This is a genomic window from Klebsiella sp. AqSCr, assembly GCF_008452795.1.
Lineage (GTDB): Bacteria > Pseudomonadota > Gammaproteobacteria > Enterobacterales > Enterobacteriaceae > Klebsiella > Klebsiella pneumoniae.
The window spans coordinates 3,165,617-3,190,464 of record NZ_MJDM01000005.1; the positions used below are offsets into that span (position 1 = coordinate 3,165,617).

Below are 24,848 nucleotides of genomic sequence, written 5' to 3' on the forward strand. Positions count from 1 at the left end.
CAAAGCGTCGCTCCCAGCGGCGCTTTTTTTGTTTCAGAATCAGCTAATTAAACTTTTCATTTTCGCGATGCGAATTAATTCTGTTTCTGCGCGGTAATAAATAGCGCTTCTGATGTTTCCTGTCACATACAAAAAACCAATGTAATCGCTTTCAATGATTGCGTTTTTCCCTGATTTTGCAATGACTTCCATAACAAAATCATCAGAGATAAGACTGTAACAAAACGACATAAAATATGTGCGCTTTGTCATAATCTTAAGCTTTGCCTCACGAAAAACATTGATAATTCGCGTCACGAAAAATAGTCTATCTATAGTGGTTTCGCGGTCTTTTTTACCGCCCCACATTTTGCAGTTTTATTTATTTTTTAGCGATTGACCGCTGGTCTTCGCCTTTTAAAACGTCAAAGAGGATATGCACATGCGTACGTTTAGTGGCAAACGTAGTACGCTGGCGCTGGCTATTGCCGCCGTCACCGCGATGTCGGGCTGGGTTGTTGCTCCACAGGCCAGCGCAGCAGGCTTTATCGATGATTCAACCTTAACCGGCGGTATCTATTACTGGCAGCGTGAGCGTGACCGTAAAGATGTGACCGACGGCGACAAATACAAAACCAACCTTTCCCACTCCACCTGGAACGCCAACCTGGACTTCCAGTCCGGCTATGCCGCCGATATGTTTGGCCTTGATATTGCCGCGTTTACCGCGATTGAAATGGCGGAGAACGGCGATAGCGGCCACCCGAACGAAATTGCCTTCTCGTCACGTAACAAAGCCTATGACGAAGACTATTCCGGCGATAAGAGCGGCATCAGCCTGTATAAAGCCGCAGCGAAATTCAAATATGGTCCGGCGTGGGCACGTGCGGGCTATATCCAGCCAACCGGCCAGACTCTGCTGGCCCCGCACTGGAGTTTTATGCCAGGTACCTATCAGGGGGCGGAGGCCGGGGCTAACTTCGACTATGGCACGGCGGGCGCGTTAAGTTTCTCCTATATGTGGACGAACGAGTATAAAGCGCCATGGCATATCGAGATGGACGATTTCTATCAGAACGATAAGAAGACCAAAGTCGATTATCTCCACTCCGTCGGTGCTAAATATGATTTCAAAAATGACCTGGTGCTGGAGGCGGCATTTGGTCAGGCTCAGGGCTATATCGATCAGTACTTTGCTAAAGCCAGCTACAAGTTTGACGTCGCCGGCGCGCCGCTGAGCACCAGCTACCAGTTCTACGGCACCCGCGATAAGGTCAGCAACGGCGGGGTCAACGACATCTATGATGGCACCGCATGGCTGCAGGCGTTAACCTTTGGTTATAAGGTGGCGGATGTCCTGGATCTGCGTCTCGAGGGAACCTGGGTGAAGGCTGATGGCCAGCAGGGCTACTTCCTGCAGCGTATGACCCCGACCTACGCCTCTTCCAATGGTCGTCTCGATATCTGGTGGGATAACCGCTCCGACTTTAACGCCAATGGCGAAAAAGCGGTCTTCTTTGGCGCGATGTATGACATGAAAAACTGGGATATGCCGGGCTGGGCGTTCGGCGCGTCTTATGTCTACGCCTGGGATGCGAAGCCGGGAAGAATGTCCTCTCCGGATGCGTACTATGACCCTGACTATCGCCTGAAAGAGTCGGCCTATAGCCTGGATGCAATGTATACCGTACAGGAAGGGCGGGCGAAGGGCACCCTGTTCAAACTGCACTTTACCCAATACGACAACCATTCCGATATTCCGAGCTGGAGCGGCGGCTACGGCAACATCTTCCAGGATGAGCGCGACGTGAAGTTCATGGTTATCGCCCCGTTCACTATTTTCTGATGCCTGCGCGGCGGGCGTGAGCCTGCCGCACCTCTGGGAGAACGACAATGAAAAAAATGCTGCTTATTGCCATGATGGCAGCGGGCCTGGTGGCCTGCACCACGTCGCCGGCGCCGAAAGAAGACACCAAACTGAAAGATGCCTATAGCGCCTGTATTAATACGGCGGAAGGGAATCCGGACAAGATTGAAGCCTGCCAGAGCGTACTGAATGTGCTGAAAAAGGATAAACAGCACCAGCAGTTCGCCAACCAGGAGAGCGTTCGCGTCCTGGATTACCAACAGTGTATTCAGGCCACCCGCACCGGCAACGATCAGGCGGTGAAAGCGCGCTGCGATCAGATCTGGAAGGAGATCCGCAGCAATAATACGACCCATTAAATCAGACGACAGCGGCAAACGGGCGGGGCATATCTCCGCCCGTTTGTTTTTTTGCGCTGACTCTCCGCCGGCTGATAGCCGCGGCTCAGCCGCACGAACAGTAGCGCGGTGGCAATGAATCCGCACAGCGCGGCGCACATTAGCCACCAGCCCGGCGGGCTTTTATCGCCGGTGAGCTCGACCAGGGCGGTGGAAATAGCTGGCGTCAGGTCGCCGAAAATGGCAGTAGCGAGACTAAAGGCCAGCGAAAAGCCCACGGTGCGGACGTGTACCGGCATCACTTCGGTAAGCGCCGCGACCATCGCGCCGTTATGCATGCCAAAGAAGAACGAGAACCATAGCAGGACCAGCGTCATACGGGTGAAATCGGGCGCGACGGTGAGCCAGTGCATCACCGGCCAGGTGGTGAGCAGGGCCAGCACGGTAATGCCCATCAGCACCGGACGACGACCGATCCGATCAGAGATCGCCCCGCTGGCGAAGTTCCATATCAACTCTCCGGACAAAGCGGGGATGAGGAAAGTCACCCCAGGGGCGTGTGCGGGAAGGGTGCCAGAGGCGCCCATAAAAAAGCCAACCGGCAGGTTGGCTTTTCAGTCTCAGCGAAACGGGGAATTATTTTTCCACCGCGTCGTGGGCGTGTTCGTCCTCGCGGCAATCCCCTTCCGCACAGTGACCGTACAGATATAAACTGTGGTTGGTCAGGCGGATGCCGTGGCGGGAGGCAATTTCACGCTGGCGTAATTCGATCGAGTCGTCGCTGAATTCGATCACTTTGCCGCAGTCGAGGCAGATCAGGTGATCGTGGTGATGCTGCTGGGTCAGTTCGAAAACGGATTTTCCGCCTTCGAAATTATGACGAGTCACGATGCCGGCGTCATCAAACTGGTTGAGGACGCGGTAAACGGTCGCCAGACCGATCTCTTCGCCCATGTCGATCAGGCGTTTATATAAGTCTTCCGCACTGACATGATGGTTATCCGGTTCCTGCAGCACTTCAAGGATTTTTAGTCGAGGAAGTGTGACTTTCAGGCCAGCCTTCTTTAATGCGGTATTGTTGTCAGTCATGCGGAATCTGTCCTGTTGCTAAACGATCTACTTCCTTCAACGGAAGTCATACAGAAATTAACCCGACGTAATGCGTCTCATTATAGAACTGCCACTGGTAAATGAAAACTGCAAGCATCAGGCCTGGTTTGCTGTCAAAAACGAGGCACCAGCTACAAACTGCGTCACGTGCCTCGTAGAATCAGAGGACATTGTACAGATATGTGATTAAAAGTTAAAAACTTGTAGCTATTAGTTTGATTGCTTTTGTCTATTAATGCGACGCAACCCAATGATTGCGCCGCTTAATCATCAGGCGTTTTTGATTTCTTCGAGGTGCAGCTCTTCGGCAACCTGCTTCACCCATTTCTCAACGCGCTCGTTGGTCAGCTCCGGCTGGCGGTCTTCATCAATGGCGAGGCCGACGAAGTGGTCGTCATCCGCCAGGCCTTTGGAAGCCTCAAAATGATACCCCGCCGTTGGCCAGTGACCGACGATGGTCGCGCCGCGCGGCTCAATGATGTCGCGGATGGTGCCCAGCGCGTCGCAGAAGTATTCTGCGTAATCTTCCTGGTCGCCGCAGCCGAACAGCGCCACCAGTTTGCCATTGAAGTCGATCTCTTCCAGCGTCGGGAAGAAGTCATCCCAGTCACACTGCGCTTCACCGTAGTACCAGGTCGGGATACCGAGCAGCAGGATGTCGTGGGCTTCCAGGTCTTCTTTGCTGCTTTTGGCAATGTCGTGAACATCAGCAACATCTTTACCAAGCTGCTTTTGAATCATTTTTGCAATATTTTCGGTGTTGCCGGTGTCGCTGCCAAAAAAGATGCCGATGATTGCCATGAGTAAAATAACCTCTTGAAACTTAAATGATGTGGTAGGGACGCAATGCCCATAGATAACGGCAATCATAGCAGAACAGGCAAGGGCGCGGAAACAGCAATCACGCCCGACTGCACACTCTGCTACATGAATGCGGGTTTTTCGCGGAAAGTTAGACTTTTCCCTGGCTGCGCAGGGCGGTTAACTGGGTCATCAGCATCTCTTCAATGAGATCGCTGCGGCTCATATTACGCGCTTCCGCCAGCTCGTTGAGCGCATCGACCGCATCGGCGTTGAGTTTTAACTCCACGCGCTTCAGCCCGCGAACCTTATCGCGTTTCAGCTGGTTACGTTTGTTGATGCGCAGTTGTTCATCGCGCGACAGCGGATTGGTTTTCGGTCTTCCCGGGCGACGCTCGTTTGCGAACAAATCTAATGTCGTACGGTCCGTTTGTTCTTTTGCCATGATTCTGAGTGACTTCGGGGAAACAAGCTGCCGGGCTCTAGCCGGCGCAGATAGCGCGCCATCATACATCAGGCGAACGGCTGCGCCAACGACCGCGGGCATTCTGCGGCGCGGTCGGGCATATTTTAGCCAATCAGGCGGCGATGCTCGTCAGATAGCGGCGGATGGCGCGTAACACCGCCTCGGGTTTCTCAGCATGGACCCAGTGTCCGGCGCCGGCGATGACGTGGGCCCGGGCCTGCGGGAACTGGGCCAGCAGCGCGTCGCGGTAGGCGTCGGTCACATAGGGCGAGTTGCCGCCGGGAATAAACTGCGTCGGGTGCGGCCAGGCCGGGATGGTTTCCCAGCCGACGATATGCGGATACTGGTCCCACAGCACCGGCACGTTGAAGCGCCAGTCGCCGTCGACGAATGATTTCAGCAGGAACTGAATCACGCCTTCTTCCTGCAGGTGCTCGCGCATCACCTGCGCCGCCTGCTGGCGGGTGCTGGCGGCGGATTCGCTGACGGCGCGGATAGCGGCGAAGATCTCATCATGGCGGCGAACGTGATAATCCACCGGCGCGATATCGATCGCCACCAGACCGCTGATGCGTTCAGGCGCCAGGGCGGTAAGCGCCATTACCGCTTTCCCGCCCATCGAATGGCCGATAAAGGTGGCGCGCTCGATCTGGTGCGCGTCGAGCGTATCAAGCAGATCCTGCGCCATGGCGGGGTAGGTCATCTCTGGCGACCGCGGCGACAAACCGTGGTTGCGCATATCGACTTGCACAATATCATGGTCGGCGATCAGGTCGCGGGCGAGGATGCCCAGGTTGTCCAGGCTGCCAAACAGACCGTGGACCAGCACGATCGGGGAGTGGTTGTGCGGATTCTGTGCAGATTGCGCTCGGCTATTTAATTTCATGGCAAAGTTCTTTTTTTCGCTCCGTCGGGTTAGGGTATTATGTTGGACATTCTGCCATCCGGCTGCAAGACCCAGAAGTTTTCTGAGTTTTACCGCCATCCTGGTTTGACGCTATCCGCGGTTGGGATTTGTACTTATAATCCCAACGATTTGTATTCAGAAAAGATATCGCACTGGATTAAGATGAAAACAATTGAAGTTGATGATGAACTCTATCGCTATATTGCCAGCCACACTCTGCATATCGGCGAGAGCGCATCCGACATTTTACGGCGTATGCTAAAATTTTCCGCCGTTTCCCAACCGGCTACACCGGTCAGCAAAGCCGCGCCGACGCTGGCGCCAGCGCCTGTCGCTGAGGTGAAACCCGCTAACCCGGTGAAAGATAAAGTCCGCGCCATGCGCGAGATGCTGTTATCTGATGAATACGCCGAGCAGAAGCGCGCGGTGAACCGTTTTATGCTGGTGTTGACGACCCTCTACTCCCTGGACAGTAAAGCATTTGCCGAGGCCACCGAGTCTCTGCACGGCCGCACGCGCGTTTACTTCGCGGAAGATGCGCGTACGCTGCTGAAAAGCGGTAATCAGACCAAACCGAAACAGGTTCCTGGTACACCGTGGTGGGTGATCACCAATACCAATACCGGCCGTAAATGCAGCATGATTGAGCACATCATGCAGTCGATGCAGTTCCCTGCGGAGCTGATTGAAAAGGTTTGCGGCACGATCTAGCTTTTTAACATTTGCACCAGAAGGATCAGGCAATGGCAATCGATAAACGTGCGGGGCAGCCTGCGCAACAGAGTGATTTGATTAACGTCGCCCAACTGACTGCTCAGTACTACGTGCTGAAGCCTGAAGTCGGTAATGCGGAGCATGCGGTAAAATTCGGCACCTCTGGCCATCGCGGTAGCGCGGCGCGCCACAACTTCAACGAACCGCATATCCTGGCCATCGCCCAGGCCATTGCGGAAGATCGTGCGAAAAACGGGATCACCGGTCCGTGCTATGTCGGCAAAGATACCCACGCCCTCTCCGAGCCGGCGTTTATTTCGGTGCTGGAAGTGTTAACCGCCAACGGCGTCGACGTGATCGTGCAGGAAAACAACGGCTTCACCCCGACGCCGGCGGTCTCCAACGCGATTCTGGTGCATAACAAAAAAGGCGGTCCGCTGGCGGACGGCATTGTGATCACCCCGTCACACAACCCGCCGGAAGATGGTGGTATCAAGTACAATCCGCCAAACGGCGGCCCGGCTGATACCAACGTCACCAAAGTGGTGGAAAACCGCGCCAACGAACTGCTGGCCGCGGGCCTGCAGGGCGTGAAACGCATTTCTCTGGACGCGGCGCTGGCTTCTGGCCACGTTAAAGAACAGGATCTGGTGCAGCCGTTCATTGAGGGGCTGGCGGATATCGTCGATATGGCCGCAATCCAGAAAGCCGGCCTGACGCTGGGCGTCGATCCGCTGGGCGGGTCCGGTATCGAATACTGGAAACGCATTGGCGAGCACTACAAGCTCAATCTGACCATTGTTAACGATCAGGTGGATCAGACCTTCCGCTTTATGCACCTCGATAAAGACGGCGCCATCCGCATGGATTGCTCCTCAGAGTGTGCGATGGCCGGCCTGCTGGCGCTGCGCGATAAGTTCGATCTGGCGTTTGCTAACGACCCGGATTACGACCGCCACGGGATTGTGACCCCGGCGGGGTTGATGAACCCGAACCACTACCTGGCGGTAGCGATCAACTATCTGTTCCAGCATCGTCCGCAGTGGGGCAAAGAGGTGGCGGTGGGTAAAACGCTGGTCTCCTCCGCGATGATTGACCGCGTGGTGAACGATCTGGGCCGCAAGCTGGTGGAAGTGCCGGTGGGCTTTAAGTGGTTTGTCGACGGCCTGTTCGACGGCAGCTTCGGCTTCGGCGGCGAAGAGAGCGCCGGGGCCTCCTTCCTGCGCTTCGACGGCACGCCGTGGTCCACCGATAAAGACGGCATCATCATGTGCCTGCTGGCGGCGGAAATCACCGCGGTGACCGGGAAAAACCCGCAGGAGCATTACAACGAACTGGCGGAACGCTTCGGCGCGCCGAGCTACAACCGTCTGCAGGCTTCCGCGACCTCCGCGCAGAAAGCGGCGCTGTCCAAGCTCTCTCCGGAAATGGTCAGCGCTGACACCCTGGCGGGGGATCCGATCACTGCCCGTCTGACCGCGGCGCCGGGCAACGGGGCGGCGATTGGCGGCCTCAAGGTGATGACCGACAACGGCTGGTTCGCGGCGCGTCCGTCAGGCACTGAAGACGCCTACAAGATCTACTGCGAAAGCTTCCTCGGCGAAGAGCATCGCAAGCTGATTGAAAAAGAAGCGGTAGAGATTGTCAGCGAAGTGCTGAAGAACGCTTAACGACGCATTACCATCAGGCCCCTTGCGGGCCTGATTTTTTTCGCAAGGATAGCGATGAAAATACAACGGAAGTCTCTTTTTTTGTTCTGGGCGTGGATGGATCTCTTTTTCGTCCTGCAATTCTTATGGTGGAATATTGCCCACCGCCGCCTCCCTTTTTACGACGATCTGCTGGCTTATCTCCAGCTGCTGCACACCTGGGGCTCCGCGGCGGTCTGGCTGTACCCGCTGAATGTTCTGCTGATTATCAGCATCCCGCTATCGATGATCTTTTTTTTCCACCAGAGCCGCTATGCGCTGTGGCTGGCCTGGGGGCAGGCGCCGCTCAGGCTGCTGTTTATGCAGCCTTCGCTATCGCTGGGCCTGTGGCTGATTCAGGCTGCCGGGGTCCGGCATGTAGCGATCCTGGCAGGCTTTCTGCTGCTCTCTGAAGGGCTGAAAATCGCCAGCCTCTGGTACTGCAGAGGCGGGATTCAGGGCATAAAGCGATAGCCAATCCCGGTCTCGGTCAGCAAATGCTGCGGCCGTGCCGGATCGGCCTCCAGCTTTTGTCGCAGATGACCCATATAGATCCGCAGATAGTGGCTGTGCTCCACGGCGTTAGGCCCCCACACCTGATTCAGCAGCTGGCGCTGGGTAAGCACTTTGCCGGGATTATTCAACAGCGCCGCCAGCAGGCGAAACTCGATAGGCGTCAGGTGGATCTCTTCGCTGCCGCGCAGGATGCGGCGGGCGGGGATATTGACCTCCAGGTCAGCGAAGCGCACCACCGGCTCATCGGCCTGCGCCGCGCCGTGGCGACGCAGCGCGACGCGCAGACGGGCCTGCAGCTCGCCGATGCCAAAGGGTTTACTTAAGTAGTCATCGGCGCCGGCATCCAGGGCGGCAATTTTGTCATGCTCTTCGCTACGCGCTGACAGGACGATAATCGGCATCTGGCTCCACTGACGCAGGTCGCGAATAAAATCAATGCCGTCACCATCCGGCAGGCCGAGATCGAGGATCGCGAGGTCGGGCTTACGGGTGGCGGCTTCAATCAGCCCACGCTGCAGGGTTTCCGCTTCAAATACGCGCATGCCGTCGGCTTCCAGCGCGGTGCGCAGAAAGCGTCGGATAGCGTGTTCGTCTTCGATAATCAGAACGTTAATCACAATTCCTCAGGTAGCTCTTCCAGTTCAGGGGGCGTTTCTCCCGGCAGTGTAACACGGAATGAGGCGCCGCCCTCGGGCCGGTTGCTGGCGGAGATGGTCCCGCCGTGGACGTCGACGATGGCCTGACAGATGGCAAGGCCCAGCCCGACGCCAGGGATCGCCGACTCTTTGTTGCCGCGGGCGAATTTATCAAAGATAGTCTGTTCCTGGCCTGCCGGGATCCCAGGACCGTTATCCCATACCTCCAGCGACAGCTGCCGGGCGTCCGCCTCGGCGCGAATGCCGATGCTCGCCCGGGCGCCGGCATACTTATGGGCATTTTCCAGCAGGTTGATCAGCACCCGCTCGAACAGCGGCCCGTCGACATGCACCAGCTGGAGGGGATCGGGTAAATCCAGCTGAATATGCTGGCCGCCGAGGCTTGGCTCGAGCATGCGCAGCGCGCTGCCGACCACTTCCTCCAGCGTCAGCCACTCCTTATGCAGATTAAAGCCGCCGGACTGGATCCGCGCCATATCCAACAGATTGTTCACCAGCCGGGTGGTGTTGAGCACATGCTGGCGAATTTCATTGGCCTGCGGAGCATGCTTTGAACCTTCGCTGGCCAGATCGAGGGTCAGAATTTCCGCCTGGCCAAACAGCACGGTCAGCGGAGTACGCAGATCGTGCGACAGGGCGGCGAGCAGCGAGTTACGCAGGCTTTCCCGCTCGCTGGTCAGCCGGGCCTGCTCTTCGCTGGCGGTCAGGGTGAGGCGCTCCAGGGCGCTGGCCACCAGCAGGGTAAAGGTCTCCAGCAGCCGCTGCTGCTCCGGGATCATCAGCTGGCGCAGATTCTCCGGCTCCACCACCAGTAGTCCCCAGGTGCGGGCGGCGCTCTTCAGGGGCAAGATCTGATACGGCACGCCGGGCAGGGTATCGGTGCCGGCGCCGGCAGGTTGGCCCTTATCAAAGCTCCAGCGGGCGATGGCATCATCCCACGGGGTCAGCCCTGGCTGGTGGGTTAAGGGCAGCAGTTTTCCCTGGGCGTCCGGGAGCAGCAGCTGGCTGCGGGCCTGAAAGGTGGAGGCGATAAACCGCTCGCTGGTGGTGGCGATATCCTGCTGGCTACGACCCACCGCCAGCGCTTTAGACATCTCATACAGATGGCGGGTACGGCGTTCACGGTAGCGCGCCACCCGCGCCTGGTAGCGTACGCCGGCGGTGAGGTTGCCGATAAGCAGGCCCACGGTGAGCATCACGCCGAAGGTGAGCAGATACTGGACATCCGACACCGCCAGCGTCCCGCGCGGGGCGACAAAAAAGAGATCGAAGCTGATGACGTTGATCACCGTCGCCAGCACCGACGGCCAGCGGCCATAGACCAGGGCGATGATCACCACCCCCAGCAGATAGAGCATCACCAGGTTGGCGGCTTCGAAGGCCATCAACCACTGCATGGCCACCAGGGTAATGATGGCGCATAGCGCCACCGCCACCGCGCAGCCCTGCAGCTGCAGGCGCCATTTCTCCAGCGCCGGACGGCTGTCGCTGGCGCGTGCGGCAAGGGGGAAGGGTTTCTCATCGAGGGCGATCACCACCAGATCGAGGTCCGGCGCATGGCGAGCCAGACGATCGGCGAAGCCGCTGCGATCCCACCAGCGGCGCTTGCTTTGGCGGCCAATGACGATTTTGCCGAGGTTATGTTCGCGGGCGTAATGGAGGACCGCTTTCTCTTCCGACGGGTCGGAGAGGGTGGCGGTTTCGGCCCCCAGCTCCTGGGCCAGACGCAGCGCGGCGAGAATAGCCCGCCGCCGGCCTTCCGGCAGCCGGTGCAGGGAAGGGGTCTCGACATACACCGCATGCCAGACGCTGCCCAGGCGGGCGGCGAGCCGGGCGGCGGCGCGCACCAGCTTTTCGCTGCCGGTGTTGTGCCCGATACAGAGCAGGATCGCATCGCGGGTGTGCCAGACTTTCTCCTGGCCCTGGCGGTCGCGCCAGGCGCGCATCTGCTCATCGACGCGGTCGGCGGTGCGGCGCAGGGCCAGCTCGCGCAGCGCAATCAGATTGCCCTTGCGGAAAAAGTTTTCGATAGCGCGCTCGGCCTGGCCGCCGATGTAGACTTTGCCCTCATTGAGCCGCTGGCGCAGATCGTCAGGGGGGAGGTCCACCAGCACCACGTCGTCCGCGGCGTCAAAGAAGGGATCGGGAACCGTCTCCCGCACCTGCACGCCGGTGATCCCGCTGACGACGTCATTCAGGCTTTCCAGATGCTGGACGTTAACGGTAGTGAAAACATCTATCCCGGCCTCCAGCAGTTCATCCACATCCTGCCAGCGCTTTGGATGGCGGGAGCCTGGCGCATTGCTGTGCGCCAGCTCATCCACCAGAATCAGCGCCGGACGGCGGGCGAGGGCGGCGTCGAGATCGAACTCATAGACGTACCGCCCGCGATGGGCAAGCCGCCGCGGCGGCAGGGTGCTCAGGCCCTGCAGCATCGCGGCGGTCTCTTTACGGCCGTGGGTCTCCGCCACGCCAATCAGAATATCCAGCCCCTGGGCGCGCAGCCGCTGCGCTTCCGCCAGCATCGCCCAGGTTTTCCCCACCCCGGCGCAGGCGCCAAAGAACACTTTCAGTTTGCCGCGATGCGGGGCGGCGGTGTGCTGCAGCAGGCGGTCAGGGTCCGGGCGCAGCGGCTCGTCACTCATTTACTTATCCTTCAGGGCATCCAGCGCCATATTGAGTTGCAGTATATTGACCACCGGCTGGCCAAGGAAGCTCAGCAGCGGGGTTTGTGTGGCCTGATTCACCAACTGGGTTACCTGCTCAACGCTCAGCTGGCGCGCTTGAGCCACCCGGGGCCCCTGCCACAGCGCGGCGGCCGGAGTCAGGTTGTTATCGAGACCGCTCGCCGAGGTGGTGACCAGTTCGACCGGCACCCGCGGGTCGGCGTCCGGGTTGGCGGCGCGCAGGGCCTGCACGCGCTCGCTCACCGCTTTATCCAGCGCCGGGTTGCTGGCGGCGAGGTTGCTGCCGCCAGAGGCCATGGGATTATCCGCCGTCTCCGCGGTGGCCGACGGGCGGCCCTGGAAATAGCCTGCGGCGGTGAAGTTCTGGCCAATCAGCGCCGAGCCGCGCACTTCACCGTTCAGGCGGATCAGCGAGCCGTTGGCCTGTGAGTTAAACCACCATTGTCCCAGGCAGGTGGTTAGCAGAGGATAGACGCCGCCGGTGAGCAGCGTTAACAGAATAAATAGCACAAGTGCTGGACGAATCAATGACATAGTTTGTTCCTCACACCAGACCGCTCAGGGTCAGCAGCAGGTCGATGGCTTTAATACCGATAAAGGGCACCAGCAGACCGCCGAGGCCGTAGATCCACAGGTTGCGGCGCAGCATCGCCGAGGCGGAGAGCGGGCGATAGCTGACGCCTTTCAGGGCCAGCGGGATCAGGAAGACGATGATCAGCGCGTTGAAGATAACGGCGCTGAGGATCGCCGATGAGGGCGAATGCAGGCCCATCACGTTCAGCATGGCCAGCTGAGGATAGACCGCGGCAAACGCCGCCGGAATAATGGCGAAATATTTCGCCACGTCGTTGGCAATACTGAAGGTGGTCAGCGAGCCGCGCGTCATTAACATCTGTTTGCCGATATGGACCACCTCAATCAGCTTGGTGGGGTTGGAATCCAGGTCGACCATGTTGCCCGCTTCCTTCGCCGCCTGGGTGCCGGAGTTCATGGCCACCGCCACGTCGGCCTGAGCCAGCGCGGGCGCGTCGTTGGTGCCGTCGCCGGTCATCGCCACCAGCCGACCTTCCGATTGATACTGGCGGATCAGCGCCAGCTTGGCTTCCGGCGTCGCTTCGGCGAGGAAATCATCGACGCCGGCCTCGGCGGCGATCGCCGCGGCGGTCAGGCGGTTATCGCCGGTGATCATCACCGTTTTAATGCCCATTTTGCGCAGCTGGGCGAAACGTTCTTTGATGCCGCCTTTGACGATATCTTTGAGCGCAATAATCCCCAGCACCTTTTCGCCTTCGGCGACCACCAGCGGCGTGGCCCCCTGGCGGGCGACCTCTTCCACCTGTTTATCGACATCGGCAGGGAAGTGGCCGCCGTTGGCCTCCACGTGGCGGCGAATGGCGTCCACCGACCCTTTGCGGATCATGCGCTGATCGATATTGATGCCGCTCATCCGCGTTTGCGCGGTAAAGGGGACAAAGGTGGCGTGCAGCGACTGCAGATCGCGTTCGCGCAGATTAAAGCGCTGTTTCGCCAGCACCACGATGCTGCGCCCCTCAGGGGTTTCATCCGCCAGCGAGGAGAGCTGGGCGGCGTCGGCGAGGGTTCGCTCTTCCACGCCGCGAGCCGGCAGGAAGGCGGAAGCCTGGCGGTTGCCGAGGGTAATGGTCCCGGTTTTATCCAGCAGCAGGACATCGACGTCGCCAGCGGCTTCCACCGCGCGGCCGCTGGTGGCGATCACGTTGGCGCCGAGCATACGGCTCATCCCGGCGACGCCGATGGCCGATAGCAGCCCGCCGATGGTGGTCGGGATCAGGCACACCAGCAGGGCGACCAGTACGGTAACGCTGACCGCATTGCCGCTCCACGCCGAGAAGGGCCAGATGGTGGCGGTGGCCAGCAGGAACACCAGCGTCAGGGCGATCAGCAGGATCGTCAGGGCGATCTCGTTCGGCGTTTTACGGCGCTGGGCGCCTTCCACCATGGCGATCATCCGGTCGAGGAAGGTTTCTCCCGGGTTCACGCTGCAGCGGATCACCAGCCAGTCGGAGAGAATGCGTGTCCCGCCGGTCACCGAGGCAAAATCGCCACCGGATTCACGGATCACCGGGGCAGACTCGCCGGTAATGGCGCTTTCGTCCACCGAGGCGCCGCCTTCGATGACTTCGCCATCGCAGGGGATAATATCCCCGGCTTCCACCAGCACCACGTCGCCTTTGCGCAGGTCTTCCGCCGGCACGTGGTCGACCGGCGCGTCATGCTGCGGGGCGCGCAGTTTGCGGGCGAAGGCCGTTTTTTTCACCCCTTTCAGGCTGTTGGCCTGGGCTTTGCTGCGGCCTTCCGCCATCGCTTCGGCAAAGTTGGCGAACAGCACGGTAAACCACAGCCAGATACTGACGGCGGCGGTAAAGGTGGCGCTACCGGTCAGGGCGCCGCCAGCCATGGCGATCGCCAGCAGGGTAGTTAACAGACTGCCCACCCAGACGATAAACATCACCGGATTGCGCCATTGCACCATCGGGCTGAGTTTTTTCACGGCATCCAGCAGCGCCTGGCGCACCAGCGTCGGCTCCAGCAGGGCTAATTGTTTGCGACTCATAACAGGGTGCTCCGCATCGCTCAAAGTAAGGAAAAGTGTTCAGCCAGCGGGCCAAGCGCCAGCGCAGGAATAAAGGTCAGGGCGCCCACCAGCAGCACGGTGCCGATCAGTAAACCGATAAACAGGGCGTCGTGAGTGGCCAGGGTGCCGGGGCTGGCCGGTTGAATTTTCTTCGCCACCAGCGAGCCGGCGATGGCCATCACCGGAATGATGACGGCGAAGCGGCCGACCAGCATGCAGAACGCCAGCAGCAGGTTCCAGAACGGCGTCGCCGCGCCCAGGCCAGCGAAGGCGCTGCCGTTGTTATTGGCCGCCGAGGTGACGGCGTACAGCACTTCGCTAAAGCCGTGCGGTCCAGGGTTGAACATCCCGGCGCGGCCGGCGTCGGTCATCATCGCCAGCGCCGTGCCGAGCAACACCAGCGTCGGGGTGACCAGAATGGCGAGGGCGATCATTTTCATTTCCCGGACATCGATTTTCTTCCCGAGGTACTCCGGGGTGCGGCCGACCATCAGCCCGGCGATAAATACCGCCAGCATAACGAACAGCAGCATGCCGTACAGGCCCGAGCCGACGCCGCCGAATACCACTTCGCCAATCTGCATCAGCCACATCGGCACCATGCCGCCCAGCGCGGTGAAGGAGTCATGCATGGCATTGACCGCGCCGCAGGAGGCGGCGGTGGTGATCACCGCGAACAGACTGCTGGCGAGAATACCGAAGCGACTCTCTTTACCTTCCATATTCAGGCTGCTGTCGGCACCCAGCGTCAGCAGATGCGGATTGCCGCGGGTCTCCGCCCACATCACCACGGCGACGCAGAGGATAAAGATCAGCGTCATTGCCCACAGGATGGCGCGTCCCTGACGCCGATCGCTTACCACCTCGCCGAAGGCGAAGCACAGCGCCGCCGGGATCAGGAAGATCGCCAGCATCTGCACGAGATTGGTCAGCGCGGTCGGGTTTTCAAACGGATGGGCGGAGTTGGCATTGAAGAAACCGCCGCCGTTAGTGCCCAGCAGCTTAATCGCTTCCTGTGAGGCGACAGGCCCCATCGGCAGCAGCTGGTGCACCCCTTCGAGGGTGGTAAAGGGCTGGTAGGCCTGCAGATTCTGCGGCACGCCCTGCTGAATAAAGAACAGGGCCACCAGCAGAGAGAGCGGCAGCAGCAGCCACAGGGTAATGCGCGTCAGATCGACCCAGGCATTGCCGAGGGTCGACATTTTCTGCCGGGCGAAGGCGCGGGTCAGGGCGAAGACCACGGCGATGCCGGTGGCGGCGGAGAGGAAATTCTGCACCGTCAGGCCGACCATCTGGCTGAGATAACTCATGGTGCTTTCGCCGGCGTAAGCCTGCCAGTTGGTATTGCTGACAAAGCTGATCGCGGTATTGAGCGCCAGATCCCATGACAGCCCCGGCAGGTGCTGCGGGTTAAACGGCAGCACGCCCTGGAGCATCAGCAGGGCAAACAGCGCCAGGCCGCCGAGGGCGTTAAACAGCAGGAGCGCCAGCAAATACTGCAGCCAGCCCATCTCTTCGGCGCGGATCCCGGCCACGCGCCACAGGACGCGCTCGACCCCGGCCAGGCCGGGAAGCGGGATGTCATTCACCATTCTTGCCAGACACATCCCCAGCGGGCGCGCCAGCACCAGCAATACCAGCAGATAGCTGGCTAATAATAAAAATCCCTGGGCAGCCATCAGAATGCCTCCGCATGTATCAAGGCATAAACCAGATAAGCCAGTAACAGGAACACCAGCCCAACGCCAGTGAGTACGCCTGCAGTCACAATCCACCTCCGGGTGTGTTTTCGATTTACCTGGAGGATAGAAATTACGGCGCAAAGATTTCGCAAAAATCCGCGGGTGCGGTGTAAAAAAAGTATAAAAATGACAAAGGCACAAATTAACTGATGGTTAGTATTAATTTAACTTTTTCGTAACTAATTTACGTGGCGAATGTAAATTAAGTATAAATACGTGCTTTTTAGTGGTCGGATGAGTAGTAAAATTACAAGCAGAGCGGTATTATTTTGCTCAGACAAACATGATTAATTTTACCGGCGCTGCTTGCCGGCCTGACAAAGGGGAGAGAAATGATGGCGTTGTACAAAGCTTATCCTGCTCATATTATTTTGCTGCGTCGTGCTTTCGCCGTCGTGGCTGGCGTCGCGGCGCTGCCGGTGATGCTGTTCTGGAAAGATCGCGCCCGCTACTACAGCTGGCTGCACCGGGTGTGGTCGAAAACCAGCGAGCAGCCGGTGTGGATGGCGCAGGCGGAGAAAGCCGCTCACGATTTCTATTAATCCTCCTGCTGCGAAGAAAATAACAAGACCGCCGGGTTGCCCCGGCGGTTTTTTTTCGCCGCTTGTCTACACTCGTTTTTATGCGCCGCCTTGGAATTGGCTGGTGCGTATTTTGCCGGAGCGCGCTATTTTTGCCGGCTTAGATCATAAGATGAGTATTGCTGACGGATAATAAGGAGTGATATGGCCACCCATCTGGTCTGGTTACGCACGGATTTACGCATTCACGATAACCTGGCGCTGGCTGCCGCCTGCCGCGATCCGCAGGCGCAGGTGCTGGCGCTGTATATCGCCACCCCGGGGCAGTGGCGTGAACATCACCTGGCGCCACGGCAGGCCGCTTTTATCGCCAGCCATTTACAGAGTCTGCATGCCGCGCTGGCGGAACGGGGTATACCGCTGTGGGTAGAAGAGGCGGACGATTTTACCGCCAGCGTCGAACGGCTGGCCGATTTTTGCCAGCAGCATCAGGTCAGTCACCTGTTCTACAACTATCAGTACGAATTCAATGAACGCCAGCGCGATGCCGCCGTTGAGAACACCTTGCGCGACGTGATTTGCCAGGGCTTCGACGACAGCGTCCTGTTGCCGCCCGGCAGCGTACTGACCGGTGGCGGCGAAATGTATAAAGTCTTCACCCCGTTTAAAAATGCGTTTATTCGCCGTCTGCGGGACGGACTGCCGGCGTGCGTGGCGGCCCCGAAGCCGCGCCAGGCGCCTGCCCGCCAGGCGCCGCCGCTGCCTGAGCTTAACTACCCGCAAACGCCGTTTGACGGGCTGCTGTTTGCCGCGGATGAAAAAACGGCGCTGGCGCGTCTGCGCGCGTTTTGTCAGCAAGCGGCGGCGGATTACGAGGGGCAGCGCGACTTCCCGGCCGTGGAAGGGACCAGTCGCCTGTCGCCCTGCCTGGCCATCGGCGTGCTGTCCCCCCGCCAGTGCCTGCATCGTCTGCTGACGGAACATCCCGCCGCGCTGGACGGCGGAGCCGGCGCCACCTGGCTTAACGAGCTGATCTGGCGCGAGTTTTACCGCCATCTGATGGTCTACTATCCGAAGCTCTGTAAAGGACGGCCATTTACTGCCTGGACAGATAAGGTCGCCTGGCGCGCAGAGGAGGCCGCCCTGCAGGCCTGGCAGCGCGGGGAGACCGGTTTTCCGATTGTTGATGCCGCCATGCGCCAGCTGAACGCCACCGGCTGGATGCATAACCGGTTGCGCATGATTGTCGCCAGCTTCCTGACGAAAGATTTGCGCCTCGACTGGCGGGCGGGCGAGCGCTATTTCATGAGCCAGCTGATTGATGGCGACCTGGCGGCGAATAACGGCGGCTGGCAGTGGGCGGCTTCAACGGGCACCGACGCCGCGCCCTATTTTCGCATATTTAACCCCACCACCCAGGGCGAAAAGTTTGATAAACAGGGGGTGTTTATACGTCGCTGGCTGCCGGAGCTGGCAAAGGTGCCGGAGAAGGCCCTGCATCAGCCGTGGGCGTGGGCGGATAAACAAGGGATCACGCTGGACTATTCGCGCCCGATAGTTGATCACAAGCAGGCGCGGCAGGAGACGCTGGCGGCCTGGGAGGCCGCCAGAAAAGGAATTACTCCACCGCCAGACGGCGGGTCCTGACTTTCAGCGAATGATACAGCCAGATGACCAGCACCACGCCGACGCAGGCCAGCGCGCCCCAGGTGATCTGGCTGAAGACGGTAATGTAGGCGTCAATGGAGTAGTTCACCGCTCCGGCGGCGTCGAATGACGCCTGCGAGGTCTGGTCGGCGATAACGCCGGCCAGATAGTTGGCGATGGCCCCTGAGAGCAGCATATAGATACCGGTCAGCACCCCAGTGACACCCGGGATCTCAATGCGGGTGATCTGCGACATCGCGACCGGGTCGATAAACAGTTCGGCAAAGCCCATCACCGCCAGACCCAGCACCATCAGCGGCATGGACGACTGACCATAGGCCGCCGACCAGCGGGCGCTGAGGGTCAAAATGCAGAACCCGGCGCTCATCAGGCCCAGACCGAGGGCAAATTTCCCCCAGATGCGCACGGTGCGATTGCCGTTCACGCTCTCTTTCACCAGCCACGCCAGCACCATCCCGCAGAGCATCACCGCGAAGGCGTTGATTGACTGGAACATAGCGGTAGGGACTTCGTAGCTCATGATATGGCGGTTAACGAAGCGGTCAATATACAGGCTGATGGAGCTCCCGCCCTGTTGGGCGAAGGCCCAGAACAGCAGGCTGAAGGCGGTCAGGACGACGATCAGGCGCAGATCCTTGCGCTGTTTATCGGTTTCGGCGCGCAGGTAGATCCGCGCCAGTACCGCGAGGCCAATGGCCGTGGCCACGATCAGGGCATACACCGACCACTCCTGCCAGAACAGTACCGCAATCAGCAGCGGGGCGGTAACCAGCAACACCAGCAGCCAGCCCCAGTTCGGCAGCAGGAAGCGGCGCGCGCACAGCGCCTGGCGGTTGACGCCAGCGGTATGCTGGAAATGACGGTTGCCGCAGAGGAAAATCACCAGCCCCGCGACCATGCCGATGGCCGCCAGGGCAAAGCCCATCGCCCAGCTATACTCCTCCTGTACGTAGCCGCAGGCGATCGGCGCGATAATCGAGCCGATATTGCCGGCGGCATACATCAGCGAAAAGCCGCCATCGCGACGCGGATCGGCGGGTTCGTACAGCTCGCCCAGCAGACAGCTGACGTTGGATTTAAACAACCCGTAGCCGCAGACGATGATCGCCAGCGACAGGTACAGGAAAAGCGGAGCGGTTTCGCTGGCCCCGAGCACCAGATGGCCAATGGCCATCAGCAGCGCGCCGAGCATGACCGCCATCCGGTTGCCTAACAGCTTATCGGCCAGATAGCCGCCGAGGATCGGTGTCACATAGACCAGCGAACAGTAGGCGCTGAACAGGGCGTAGGCATGGTTATCGTCATATTTGAGCTGATTGGTGAGATAGAGGATCAGCAGGGCGCGCATGCCGTAAAAGCTAAAATACTCCCAGATTTGCAGCGCCACGACGTAGTAGATCGCCCGCGGTTGCGATGATGTTGTCTGCATATGAAGTGTGTTTCCTGGCGTAAAGCGAAAGTCGATCGTTCTGCATGAATAGCGATTTATCAGTCATATTCATGGCTTGAGGGGCTTTCTGATTATTTAATATGCTTTATTAGTGCATAAATATACACTAATGCGCGGCGGGATGAATAGACAAATTGCGGGATTCGTTAAAAAGTCATGGTCAGTGCCGGTAGCGGACTATCGACGACCCGAATGGATATGGTTATGTTATGCCTTTGTATAACCTGATTATCTGCTGGAGTGGCGATGAAAAATAGCGAACTGGAACAACTGATTAACGACAAGCTCAATAGTGCGGCCATCAGTGACTTCGCCCCTAATGGTCTGCAGGTGGAAGGACGCGAAACGGTGCACAAGATCGTCACCGGAGTGACGGCCTGCCAGGCGCTGCTGGATGAGGCCGTCCGTCTGCAGGCGGATGCGGTGATTGTTCATCACGGCTATTTCTGGAAAAACGAATCGCCAGTGATCCGCGGCATGAAGCGCCGTCGCCTGAAAACCCTGCTGGCCAACGATATCAATCTCTATGGTTGGCACCTGCCGCTGGATGCCCATCCGGAGCTGGGCAATAACGCGCAGCTGGCGCATCTGCTGGGGATTAACGTGCTCGGCGAAATCGAACCGCTGGTGCCGTGGGGCGAGCTGTCGATGCCGGTTTCCGGCCTCGAACTGGCCTCGTGGATCGAAGCGCGACTGGGGCGCAAGCCGCTGTGGTGCGGCGATACCGGGCCGGACACCGTCAGCCGCGTCGCCTGGTGTACCGGCGGCGGCCAGAGCTTTATCGACGCCGCGGCGCGCTTTGGCGTGGACGCCTTTATCACCGGCGAAGTGTCGGAACAAACTATTCACTCTGCCCGCGAGCAGGGCCTGCATTTTTATGCCGCCGGCCACCACGCCACCGAGCGGGGCGGCATTCGCGCCCTCAGCGAATGGCTGACGGAAACGACCGATCTGGATGTTACCTTTATTGATATTCCTAACCCTGCCTGACGGGAGAGAAGAAAGTGCAGCGAGCGCGTTGTTATCTGTTAGGTGAAACGGCGGTGGTCCTGGAGCTTGAGCCTCCGGTGACCCTGGAGAGCCAAAAACGTATCTGGGGACTGACGCAGCGGTTGACCGATCGCGAAGAGGTGGTTGAAGTGATCCCGGGGATGAACAACATCACCGTTGTGCTGCGTCGTCCGCAGGAGATGGCGTGGGAGGCGATTGACAAGCTGCAGCGCTGGTGGGAAGAGAGCGATGCGCTGGAGCCGGAATCCCGTGAGATAAGTATCCCGGTTATCTACGGCGGCGAGGCGGGACCAGATCTTGGCGACGTCGCGCGCCATAGCGGTTTGAGCGAAAAGCAGGTGGTCGAACTGCACTCTTCGGTGGAGTATATGGTGTGGTTTCTGGGTTTCCAGCCGGGGTTTCCGTATTTTGGCGGCCTGCCGGAGCAGCTGGCGATGCCGCGTCGCGCCGAGCCGCGCGTACTGGTACCGGCGGGATCCGTCGGCATCGGCGGATCGCAAACCGGTATTTATCCGCTGGCGACGCCGGGCGGCTGGCAGCTACTGGGGCGCACGCCGCTGGCATTATTCGATCCAAAACGTGAAGAGCCGGTGCTGCTGCGTTCCGGCGATCGCGTGCGCTTTGTGCCGCAGAAGGAGGGGGTATGTTGAAATTTATCCGCGCCGGCATGTATACCTCGGTACAGGATGGCGGCCGGGAAGGCCAGCGCCAGTGGGGGATTAGCCGCTGCGGCGCGCTGGATAAACCGGCGATGACCATTGCCAATCTGCTGGTGGGCAATGCGCCGGAGGCGGCGGCGCTGGAAATTACGCTGGGTCAGATCGATGTGCAGTTTACCCGCCACTGCTGGTTCGCGTTGACCGGCGCCGCCTGTGAAGCGACGCTCGACGGCGCGCCGGTCTGGTTGGGCTGGCGAATGGAGGCGAAGGCCGGGCAGCGGCTGGTGCTGAAAAATCCTCAGCATGGGATCCGCAGCTATCTGGCGGTCGCGGGCGGTATTGATGTCCCTGAAGTTTTAGGTTCCCGCTCTACCGATCTGAAAGTCGGTATCGGCGGAATCGAAGGGCGCCGGTTGCAGGATGGCGATCAAGTGAAGATTGGGAAATCGTCCCGCCGCTTTAGCGCCTCGCGCGGCGTTAAACAGCTGCCGATAGGCAATATTATTCGCGCGCTGCCGGGGCCGGAGTATCACGAATTCGACAGCGTGTCGCAGGAGTCTTTCTGGCGCTCGCCGTGGAAGCTGAGTCCGCAGAGCAACCGTATGGGCTACCGCCTGCAGGGGCAGCCGCTCAGGCGCACAACCGACCGGGAAATGCTCTCTCATGGCCTGCTGCCCGGTGTGGTACAGGTACCGCATAACGGCCAGCCGATTGTGTTGATGAACGATGCGCAAACCACCGGCGGCTATCCGCGTATAGCCTGCATTATTGAAGCCGATATGTACCAACTGGCGCAAATTCCGCTAGGTCAGCCGATCCATTTCGTCCCCTGTTCGCTGGAGGAAGCGCTAAAAGCGCGCGCCGACCAGCAGCGCTACCTTGAACAACTGGCCTGGAGATTAAGCGATGAAAATTGATTTAAATGCCGACCTCGGCGAAGGCTGCGCCAGCGATAGCGCGCTGCTGCAGCTGGTCTCTTCCGCCAATATCGCCTGCGGCTTTCACGCCGGCGATGCGGTTCTCATGCAGCAATGCGTGCGCGAGGCGCTGAAAAACGGCGTCGCTATTGGCGCACACCCGAGCTTCCCGGACCGGGAAAATTTCGGTCGAACCGCGATGCAGTTACCGCCAGAGACGGTCTACGCCCAGGTGCTGTACCAAATTGGCGCGCTGGCGGCAATCGTACACGCCCAGGGGGGCGAGCTGCGGCACGTCAAACCGCATGGCATGTTGTACAACCAGGCGGCGAAAGAGCCGCCTTTGGCCGACGCTATCGCTCGTGCGGTGCGCGATGCCGACGCCGACCTGGTGCTGGTTGGGCTGGCGGGCAGCGAGCTTATCCGCGCCGGACAGCATTATCAGTTGACGACGCGCCAGGAAGTCTTCGCCGATCGCGGCTATCAGGCCGACGGCAGCCTGGTGCCGCGTAGCCAACCGGGCGCGCTGATTGAGAGCGAAGAGCAGGCGCTGGCGCAAACGCTGGAAATGGTGCAGCACAATCGGGTGCGCAGCCTGAGCGGCGAATGGGCGCATGTAAAGGCGGAAACGGTCTGCCTGCATGGCGATGGCGCTCACGCGCTCGATTTCGCCCGACGCTTGCGCGCCGCGTTTGCCAGGCGGAATATCGACGTCAGCGCGGACCTCGAGTAATAGTCCGCCTAAGTTATTAATAATAATTAAATCAAATAATTAACAACACTCACAATACTCACAACTGAACAGGACGTTATTATGCAAGAGGCGATATCCCTCTGGCCGCTAATCGGCATTGCCGTGATTGTGGTCGGTTTTGTATTACGCTTTAACCCGGTGCTGGTGGTGATTATCTCCGGGATCGTCACCGGCGTGGCGGCGCATATGCCAATAGCCACTATTCTGGAGAAACTGGGCGAGGGCTTCCTGAATACCCGTAATCTGCCGTTTATTCTGCTGCTGCCGCTGGCGGTGATCGGGCTGCTGGAGCGCCATGGTCTGAAAGAGCGGGCGCAGGCGTGGATCGCGAAGATCCATAGCGCGACCGCCGGACGTCTGCTGATCGTCTATCTGTTTGTGCGCGAAGCCACCGCCGCTCTGGGGTTGACCAGCCTCGGCGGACATCCGCAAATGGTGCGCCCGCTGCTGGCGCCGATGGCGGAGGGGGCGGCGGAAAAGCGCTTTGGCCCGCTGCCGGGCAATGTACGGTACCGCCTGCGCGCGATGTCGGCGGCGACCGATAACGTCGGGCTGTTCTTCGGCGAAGATATTTTTGTCGCCTTCGGCGCGATCATCTTCATGCACAACTTTATGCTGGAGTCGGGTGGGATCCAGACAGAACCGTTGCATATTGCCCTGTGGGGGATCCCGACGGCGATCTGCGCCTTTCTGATCCACGCCGCGCGCCTGTGGCGACTCGATCGCCATCTCCAGCGCGAGCTGGACCGGATAAACGTCGGACAGGCGAAAGGCGGTGCGGCATGAATTTCCAGCAAACCTATTTATACTGGCTGGCCGGCGCGGTACTGCTGGTCGTGGCTATCATGTCCTGGCGCGACAAAAGCAATCCGCGGCGTCTGACAACCGGTCTGTTCTGGGGCCTGTACGGGCTGGTGTTCTTGCTCGGCGACTGGACATATCAACTGGTGGGCGATAAGCGTACGGTGAATATCGCTGTCGGCGGGGTGGTGGTCATCCTGGCGCTGATCGCCGGTTTTGGCGGCGTGCGTCTCGGCAGCTACCATCAGCGTAGCCAGGAAGAGAAAACCGCCAGCGCGAAACGCCTCGGCAACAAACTTTTCTTTCCGGCGCTGGCGATTCCGGTCGTCACCGTCATTGGCGTACTGCTGTTTAACAATCTGCCCTCATGGCAGGTGGCGCTCTTCGGACCGGGCAACCACGCGACGCTGATCACTCTGTTCTCGATGACTGTCGGTACGCTGATTGGCCTGGCGATGGCGATTAGTATGACGCATGAAACGGTGGCGCAGCCAATGCAGGAAGCGCGCCGTTTGCTTGATTCCGTCGGCTGGGCCTTTATCCTGCCGCAAATCCTCGCGGTGCTGGGGCTGCTGTTCACCGCGGCGGGTGTCGGAACCAGCATTTCGTGGCTGACCGAGCACTATCTGGCGGTCGATAACCGCTTTATCGCCGTGGCTGTGTATGCCATCGGCATGGCGGTGCTGACAATGGTGATGGGCAACGCCTTTGCCGCTTTCCCGATTGTGACCGCCGGAGTTGGCATTCCGATTTTAGTCCTGCAGCACGGCGGCAATCCGGCGGTAATGGCGGCGATTGGTATGTTTTCCGGCTACTGCGGCTCGCTGATGACGCCGATGGCGGCGAACTTCAATATTGTCCCGGCGGCGCTGCTGGAACTGCCGGATAAAAACGCGGTGATTAAAGCCCAGATACCGACCGGTATCCTGTTGCTTATCGTCAATGTATTCTTACTCTATTTCCTGATGTTCCTGTAAGGAGG

General features: G+C 59.4%; 26 protein-coding genes. 13 read left to right on the top strand and 13 right to left on the bottom strand.

Annotated elements, in window-relative coordinates:
- Window positions 1–39: 39 nt before the first annotated feature.
- Entirely contained in the window at window positions 40–192 is a 153-nt protein-coding gene (locus BHE81_RS29145) for a hypothetical protein (RefSeq protein WP_410404544.1), read from the bottom strand.
- 229 nt (window positions 193–421) lie between these two features.
- On the opposite strand from BHE81_RS29145, the gene chiP reads away from it, so the two are divergent.
- Window positions 422–1,825: a chitoporin ChiP gene (chiP, locus tag BHE81_RS19490; protein ID WP_004152230.1), complete on the top strand. Its 1,404-nt coding sequence runs from the start codon at window positions 422–424 to the stop codon at window positions 1,823–1,825.
- A gap of 47 nt (window positions 1,826–1,872) precedes the next feature.
- A complete protein-coding gene (chiQ, locus tag BHE81_RS19495) occupies window positions 1,873–2,205 on the top strand; it encodes a ChiQ/YbfN family lipoprotein (RefSeq protein ID WP_002894759.1) in 333 nt (110 codons plus the stop codon).
- Here the strand turns inward: chiQ and BHE81_RS19500 are convergent.
- From BHE81_RS19500 to ybfF, 5 genes are all read right to left on the bottom strand, one after another.
- On the bottom strand, window positions 2,202–2,699 hold the full coding sequence (locus tag BHE81_RS19500; protein WP_165859155.1) for an MFS transporter: 498 nt from the start codon (window positions 2,697–2,699) through the stop codon (window positions 2,202–2,204). The two genes, chiQ and BHE81_RS19500, sit on opposite strands and share 4 nt — an antisense overlap.
- 121 nt (window positions 2,700–2,820) lie before the next feature.
- Window positions 2,821–3,273 carry a ferric iron uptake transcriptional regulator gene (gene fur / locus BHE81_RS19505; protein ID WP_002894761.1) on the bottom strand — a complete coding sequence of 151 codons (453 nt, stop codon included), beginning with the start codon at window positions 3,271–3,273 and terminating at the stop codon, window positions 2,821–2,823.
- Window positions 3,274–3,564: 291 nt separating this feature from the next.
- Window positions 3,565–4,095 carry a flavodoxin FldA gene (gene fldA, locus BHE81_RS19510; RefSeq protein ID WP_002894765.1) on the bottom strand — a complete coding sequence of 177 codons (531 nt, stop codon included), beginning with the start codon at window positions 4,093–4,095 and terminating at the stop codon, window positions 3,565–3,567.
- A 151-nt stretch (window positions 4,096–4,246) separates the two neighbouring features.
- Complete coding sequence (gene ybfE / locus BHE81_RS19515; RefSeq protein ID WP_002894767.1) at window positions 4,247–4,540, bottom strand: LexA regulated protein; 294 nt, start codon at window positions 4,538–4,540, stop codon at window positions 4,247–4,249.
- A gap of 133 nt (window positions 4,541–4,673) precedes the next feature.
- The gene (gene ybfF, locus BHE81_RS19520; protein WP_004152229.1) at window positions 4,674–5,447 is read right to left on the bottom strand and encodes an esterase; all 774 of its coding nucleotides are present in this window, start codon (window positions 5,445–5,447) and stop codon (window positions 4,674–4,676) included.
- Between the two features lie 183 nt (window positions 5,448–5,630).
- Between ybfF and seqA the strand changes: the two genes are divergently transcribed.
- The 3 genes from seqA to BHE81_RS19535 are packed head-to-tail and all read left to right on the top strand — an operon-like array spanning window position 5,631 to window position 8,344.
- Window positions 5,631–6,179, top strand: coding sequence for a replication initiation negative regulator SeqA (gene seqA, locus BHE81_RS19525; RefSeq protein ID WP_002894771.1), 549 nt, complete (start codon window positions 5,631–5,633; stop codon window positions 6,177–6,179).
- Window positions 6,180–6,211: 32 nt separating this feature from the next.
- Window positions 6,212–7,852 (top strand): phosphoglucomutase (alpha-D-glucose-1,6-bisphosphate-dependent), encoded by a 1,641-nt coding sequence (gene pgm, locus BHE81_RS19530; RefSeq protein ID WP_002894773.1) that lies wholly within the window; start codon window positions 6,212–6,214, stop codon window positions 7,850–7,852.
- Window positions 7,853–7,906: 54 nt separating this feature from the next.
- Complete coding sequence (locus BHE81_RS19535; protein WP_004893387.1) at window positions 7,907–8,344, top strand: hypothetical protein; 438 nt, start codon at window positions 7,907–7,909, stop codon at window positions 8,342–8,344.
- Here BHE81_RS19535 and kdpE read toward each other — a convergent pair.
- The 6 genes from kdpE to kdpF are packed head-to-tail and all read right to left on the bottom strand — an operon-like array spanning window position 8,326 to window position 16,111.
- On the bottom strand, window positions 8,326–9,003 hold the full coding sequence (gene kdpE, locus BHE81_RS19540) for a two-component system response regulator KdpE (RefSeq protein ID WP_002894776.1): 678 nt from the start codon (window positions 9,001–9,003) through the stop codon (window positions 8,326–8,328). The genes BHE81_RS19535 and kdpE overlap by 19 nt on opposite strands.
- Window positions 9,000–11,687 (bottom strand): two-component system sensor histidine kinase KdpD, encoded by a 2,688-nt coding sequence (gene kdpD, locus BHE81_RS19545; RefSeq protein WP_004142255.1) that lies wholly within the window; start codon window positions 11,685–11,687, stop codon window positions 9,000–9,002. The genes kdpE and kdpD overlap by 4 nt, the downstream gene beginning before the upstream one ends.
- On the bottom strand, window positions 11,688–12,263 hold the full coding sequence (gene kdpC / locus BHE81_RS19550; protein WP_149888822.1) for a potassium-transporting ATPase subunit KdpC: 576 nt from the start codon (window positions 12,261–12,263) through the stop codon (window positions 11,688–11,690). It abuts the gene before it with no gap.
- A gap of 10 nt (window positions 12,264–12,273) precedes the next feature.
- Window positions 12,274–14,322: a potassium-transporting ATPase subunit KdpB gene (kdpB, locus tag BHE81_RS19555; RefSeq protein WP_004147607.1), complete on the bottom strand. Its 2,049-nt coding sequence runs from the start codon at window positions 14,320–14,322 to the stop codon at window positions 12,274–12,276.
- A 20-nt stretch (window positions 14,323–14,342) separates the two neighbouring features.
- Window positions 14,343–16,022: a potassium-transporting ATPase subunit KdpA gene (kdpA, locus tag BHE81_RS19560; RefSeq protein WP_004142245.1), complete on the bottom strand. Its 1,680-nt coding sequence runs from the start codon at window positions 16,020–16,022 to the stop codon at window positions 14,343–14,345.
- Window positions 16,022–16,111 carry a K(+)-transporting ATPase subunit F gene (gene kdpF, locus BHE81_RS19565; protein ID WP_020323459.1) on the bottom strand — a complete coding sequence of 30 codons (90 nt, stop codon included), beginning with the start codon at window positions 16,109–16,111 and terminating at the stop codon, window positions 16,022–16,024. The genes kdpA and kdpF overlap by 1 nt, the downstream gene beginning before the upstream one ends.
- Window positions 16,112–16,417: 306 nt before the next feature.
- On the opposite strand from kdpF, the gene BHE81_RS19570 reads away from it, so the two are divergent.
- Window positions 16,418–16,627, top strand: coding sequence for a DUF2517 family protein (locus BHE81_RS19570; RefSeq protein WP_004142243.1), 210 nt, complete (start codon window positions 16,418–16,420; stop codon window positions 16,625–16,627).
- Window positions 16,628–16,810: 183 nt separating this feature from the next.
- The gene (phrB, locus tag BHE81_RS19575; protein WP_009308193.1) at window positions 16,811–18,253 is read left to right on the top strand and encodes a deoxyribodipyrimidine photo-lyase; all 1,443 of its coding nucleotides are present in this window, start codon (window positions 16,811–16,813) and stop codon (window positions 18,251–18,253) included.
- Here phrB and dtpD read toward each other — a convergent pair.
- Entirely contained in the window at window positions 18,225–19,703 is a 1,479-nt protein-coding gene (gene dtpD, locus BHE81_RS19580) for a dipeptide permease DtpD (RefSeq protein ID WP_004199663.1), read from the bottom strand. The genes phrB and dtpD overlap by 29 nt on opposite strands.
- A gap of 267 nt (window positions 19,704–19,970) precedes the next feature.
- Between dtpD and BHE81_RS19585 the strand changes: the two genes are divergently transcribed.
- From BHE81_RS19585 to BHE81_RS19610, 6 genes are all read left to right on the top strand, one after another.
- Window positions 19,971–20,714 carry a type 2 GTP cyclohydrolase I gene (locus BHE81_RS19585; RefSeq protein WP_004176858.1) on the top strand — a complete coding sequence of 248 codons (744 nt, stop codon included), beginning with the start codon at window positions 19,971–19,973 and terminating at the stop codon, window positions 20,712–20,714.
- Between the two features lie 14 nt (window positions 20,715–20,728).
- A complete protein-coding gene (pxpB, locus tag BHE81_RS19590; RefSeq protein WP_004176857.1) occupies window positions 20,729–21,385 on the top strand; it encodes a 5-oxoprolinase subunit PxpB in 657 nt (218 codons plus the stop codon).
- On the top strand, window positions 21,379–22,311 hold the full coding sequence (pxpC, locus tag BHE81_RS19595) for a 5-oxoprolinase subunit PxpC (protein WP_004147614.1): 933 nt from the start codon (window positions 21,379–21,381) through the stop codon (window positions 22,309–22,311). Before pxpB ends, pxpC begins: the two co-directional genes overlap by 7 nt.
- Window positions 22,301–23,044, top strand: coding sequence for a 5-oxoprolinase subunit PxpA (gene pxpA / locus BHE81_RS19600; protein ID WP_023302160.1), 744 nt, complete (start codon window positions 22,301–22,303; stop codon window positions 23,042–23,044). The genes pxpC and pxpA overlap by 11 nt, the downstream gene beginning before the upstream one ends.
- An 81-nt stretch (window positions 23,045–23,125) precedes the next feature.
- A complete protein-coding gene (locus BHE81_RS19605) occupies window positions 23,126–23,851 on the top strand; it encodes a DUF969 domain-containing protein (RefSeq protein WP_023302159.1) in 726 nt (241 codons plus the stop codon).
- Entirely contained in the window at window positions 23,848–24,843 is a 996-nt protein-coding gene (locus tag BHE81_RS19610; protein ID WP_149888823.1) for a DUF979 domain-containing protein, read from the top strand. The genes BHE81_RS19605 and BHE81_RS19610 overlap by 4 nt, the downstream gene beginning before the upstream one ends.
- Window positions 24,844–24,848: the final 5 nt, after the last annotated feature.

What these genes read in the sequence shown, in the direction of transcription:
- BHE81_RS19535 (WP_004893387.1), top strand. Translation starts at nt 7,907, where the DNA reads ATGAAAATACAACGGAAGTCTCTTTTTTTGTTCTGGGCGTGGATGGAT.
- BHE81_RS19570 (WP_004142243.1), top strand. Translation starts at nt 16,418, where the DNA reads ATGATGGCGTTGTACAAAGCTTATCCTGCTCATATTATTTTGCTGCGT.
- kdpB (WP_004147607.1), bottom strand. Translation starts at nt 14,322, where the DNA reads ATGAGTCGCAAACAATTAGCCCTGCTGGAGCCGACGCTGGTGCGCCAG.
- pxpA (WP_023302160.1), top strand. Translation starts at nt 22,301, where the DNA reads ATGAAAATTGATTTAAATGCCGACCTCGGCGAAGGCTGCGCCAGCGAT.
- BHE81_RS19585 (WP_004176858.1), top strand. Translation starts at nt 19,971, where the DNA reads ATGAAAAATAGCGAACTGGAACAACTGATTAACGACAAGCTCAATAGT.
- seqA (WP_002894771.1), top strand. Translation starts at nt 5,631, where the DNA reads ATGAAAACAATTGAAGTTGATGATGAACTCTATCGCTATATTGCCAGC.
- BHE81_RS19610 (WP_149888823.1), top strand. Translation starts at nt 23,848, where the DNA reads ATGAATTTCCAGCAAACCTATTTATACTGGCTGGCCGGCGCGGTACTG.
- kdpD (WP_004142255.1), bottom strand. Translation starts at nt 11,687, where the DNA reads ATGAGTGACGAGCCGCTGCGCCCGGACCCTGACCGCCTGCTGCAGCAC.
- phrB (WP_009308193.1), top strand. Translation starts at nt 16,811, where the DNA reads ATGGCCACCCATCTGGTCTGGTTACGCACGGATTTACGCATTCACGAT.
- chiQ (WP_002894759.1), top strand. Translation starts at nt 1,873, where the DNA reads ATGAAAAAAATGCTGCTTATTGCCATGATGGCAGCGGGCCTGGTGGCC.
- ybfF (WP_004152229.1), bottom strand. Translation starts at nt 5,447, where the DNA reads ATGAAATTAAATAGCCGAGCGCAATCTGCACAGAATCCGCACAACCAC.
- BHE81_RS29145 (WP_410404544.1), bottom strand. Translation starts at nt 192, where the DNA reads ATGGAAGTCATTGCAAAATCAGGGAAAAACGCAATCATTGAAAGCGAT.
- fldA (WP_002894765.1), bottom strand. Translation starts at nt 4,095, where the DNA reads ATGGCAATCATCGGCATCTTTTTTGGCAGCGACACCGGCAACACCGAA.
- dtpD (WP_004199663.1), bottom strand. Translation starts at nt 19,703, where the DNA reads ATGCAGACAACATCATCGCAACCGCGGGCGATCTACTACGTCGTGGCG.
- pgm (WP_002894773.1), top strand. Translation starts at nt 6,212, where the DNA reads ATGGCAATCGATAAACGTGCGGGGCAGCCTGCGCAACAGAGTGATTTG.
- fur (WP_002894761.1), bottom strand. Translation starts at nt 3,273, where the DNA reads ATGACTGACAACAATACCGCATTAAAGAAGGCTGGCCTGAAAGTCACA.
- kdpC (WP_149888822.1), bottom strand. Translation starts at nt 12,263, where the DNA reads ATGTCATTGATTCGTCCAGCACTTGTGCTATTTATTCTGTTAACGCTG.
- kdpA (WP_004142245.1), bottom strand. Translation starts at nt 16,022, where the DNA reads ATGGCTGCCCAGGGATTTTTATTATTAGCCAGCTATCTGCTGGTATTG.
- BHE81_RS19605 (WP_023302159.1), top strand. Translation starts at nt 23,126, where the DNA reads ATGCAAGAGGCGATATCCCTCTGGCCGCTAATCGGCATTGCCGTGATT.
- ybfE (WP_002894767.1), bottom strand. Translation starts at nt 4,540, where the DNA reads ATGGCAAAAGAACAAACGGACCGTACGACATTAGATTTGTTCGCAAAC.
- chiP (WP_004152230.1), top strand. Translation starts at nt 422, where the DNA reads ATGCGTACGTTTAGTGGCAAACGTAGTACGCTGGCGCTGGCTATTGCC.
- pxpC (WP_004147614.1), top strand. Translation starts at nt 21,379, where the DNA reads ATGTTGAAATTTATCCGCGCCGGCATGTATACCTCGGTACAGGATGGC.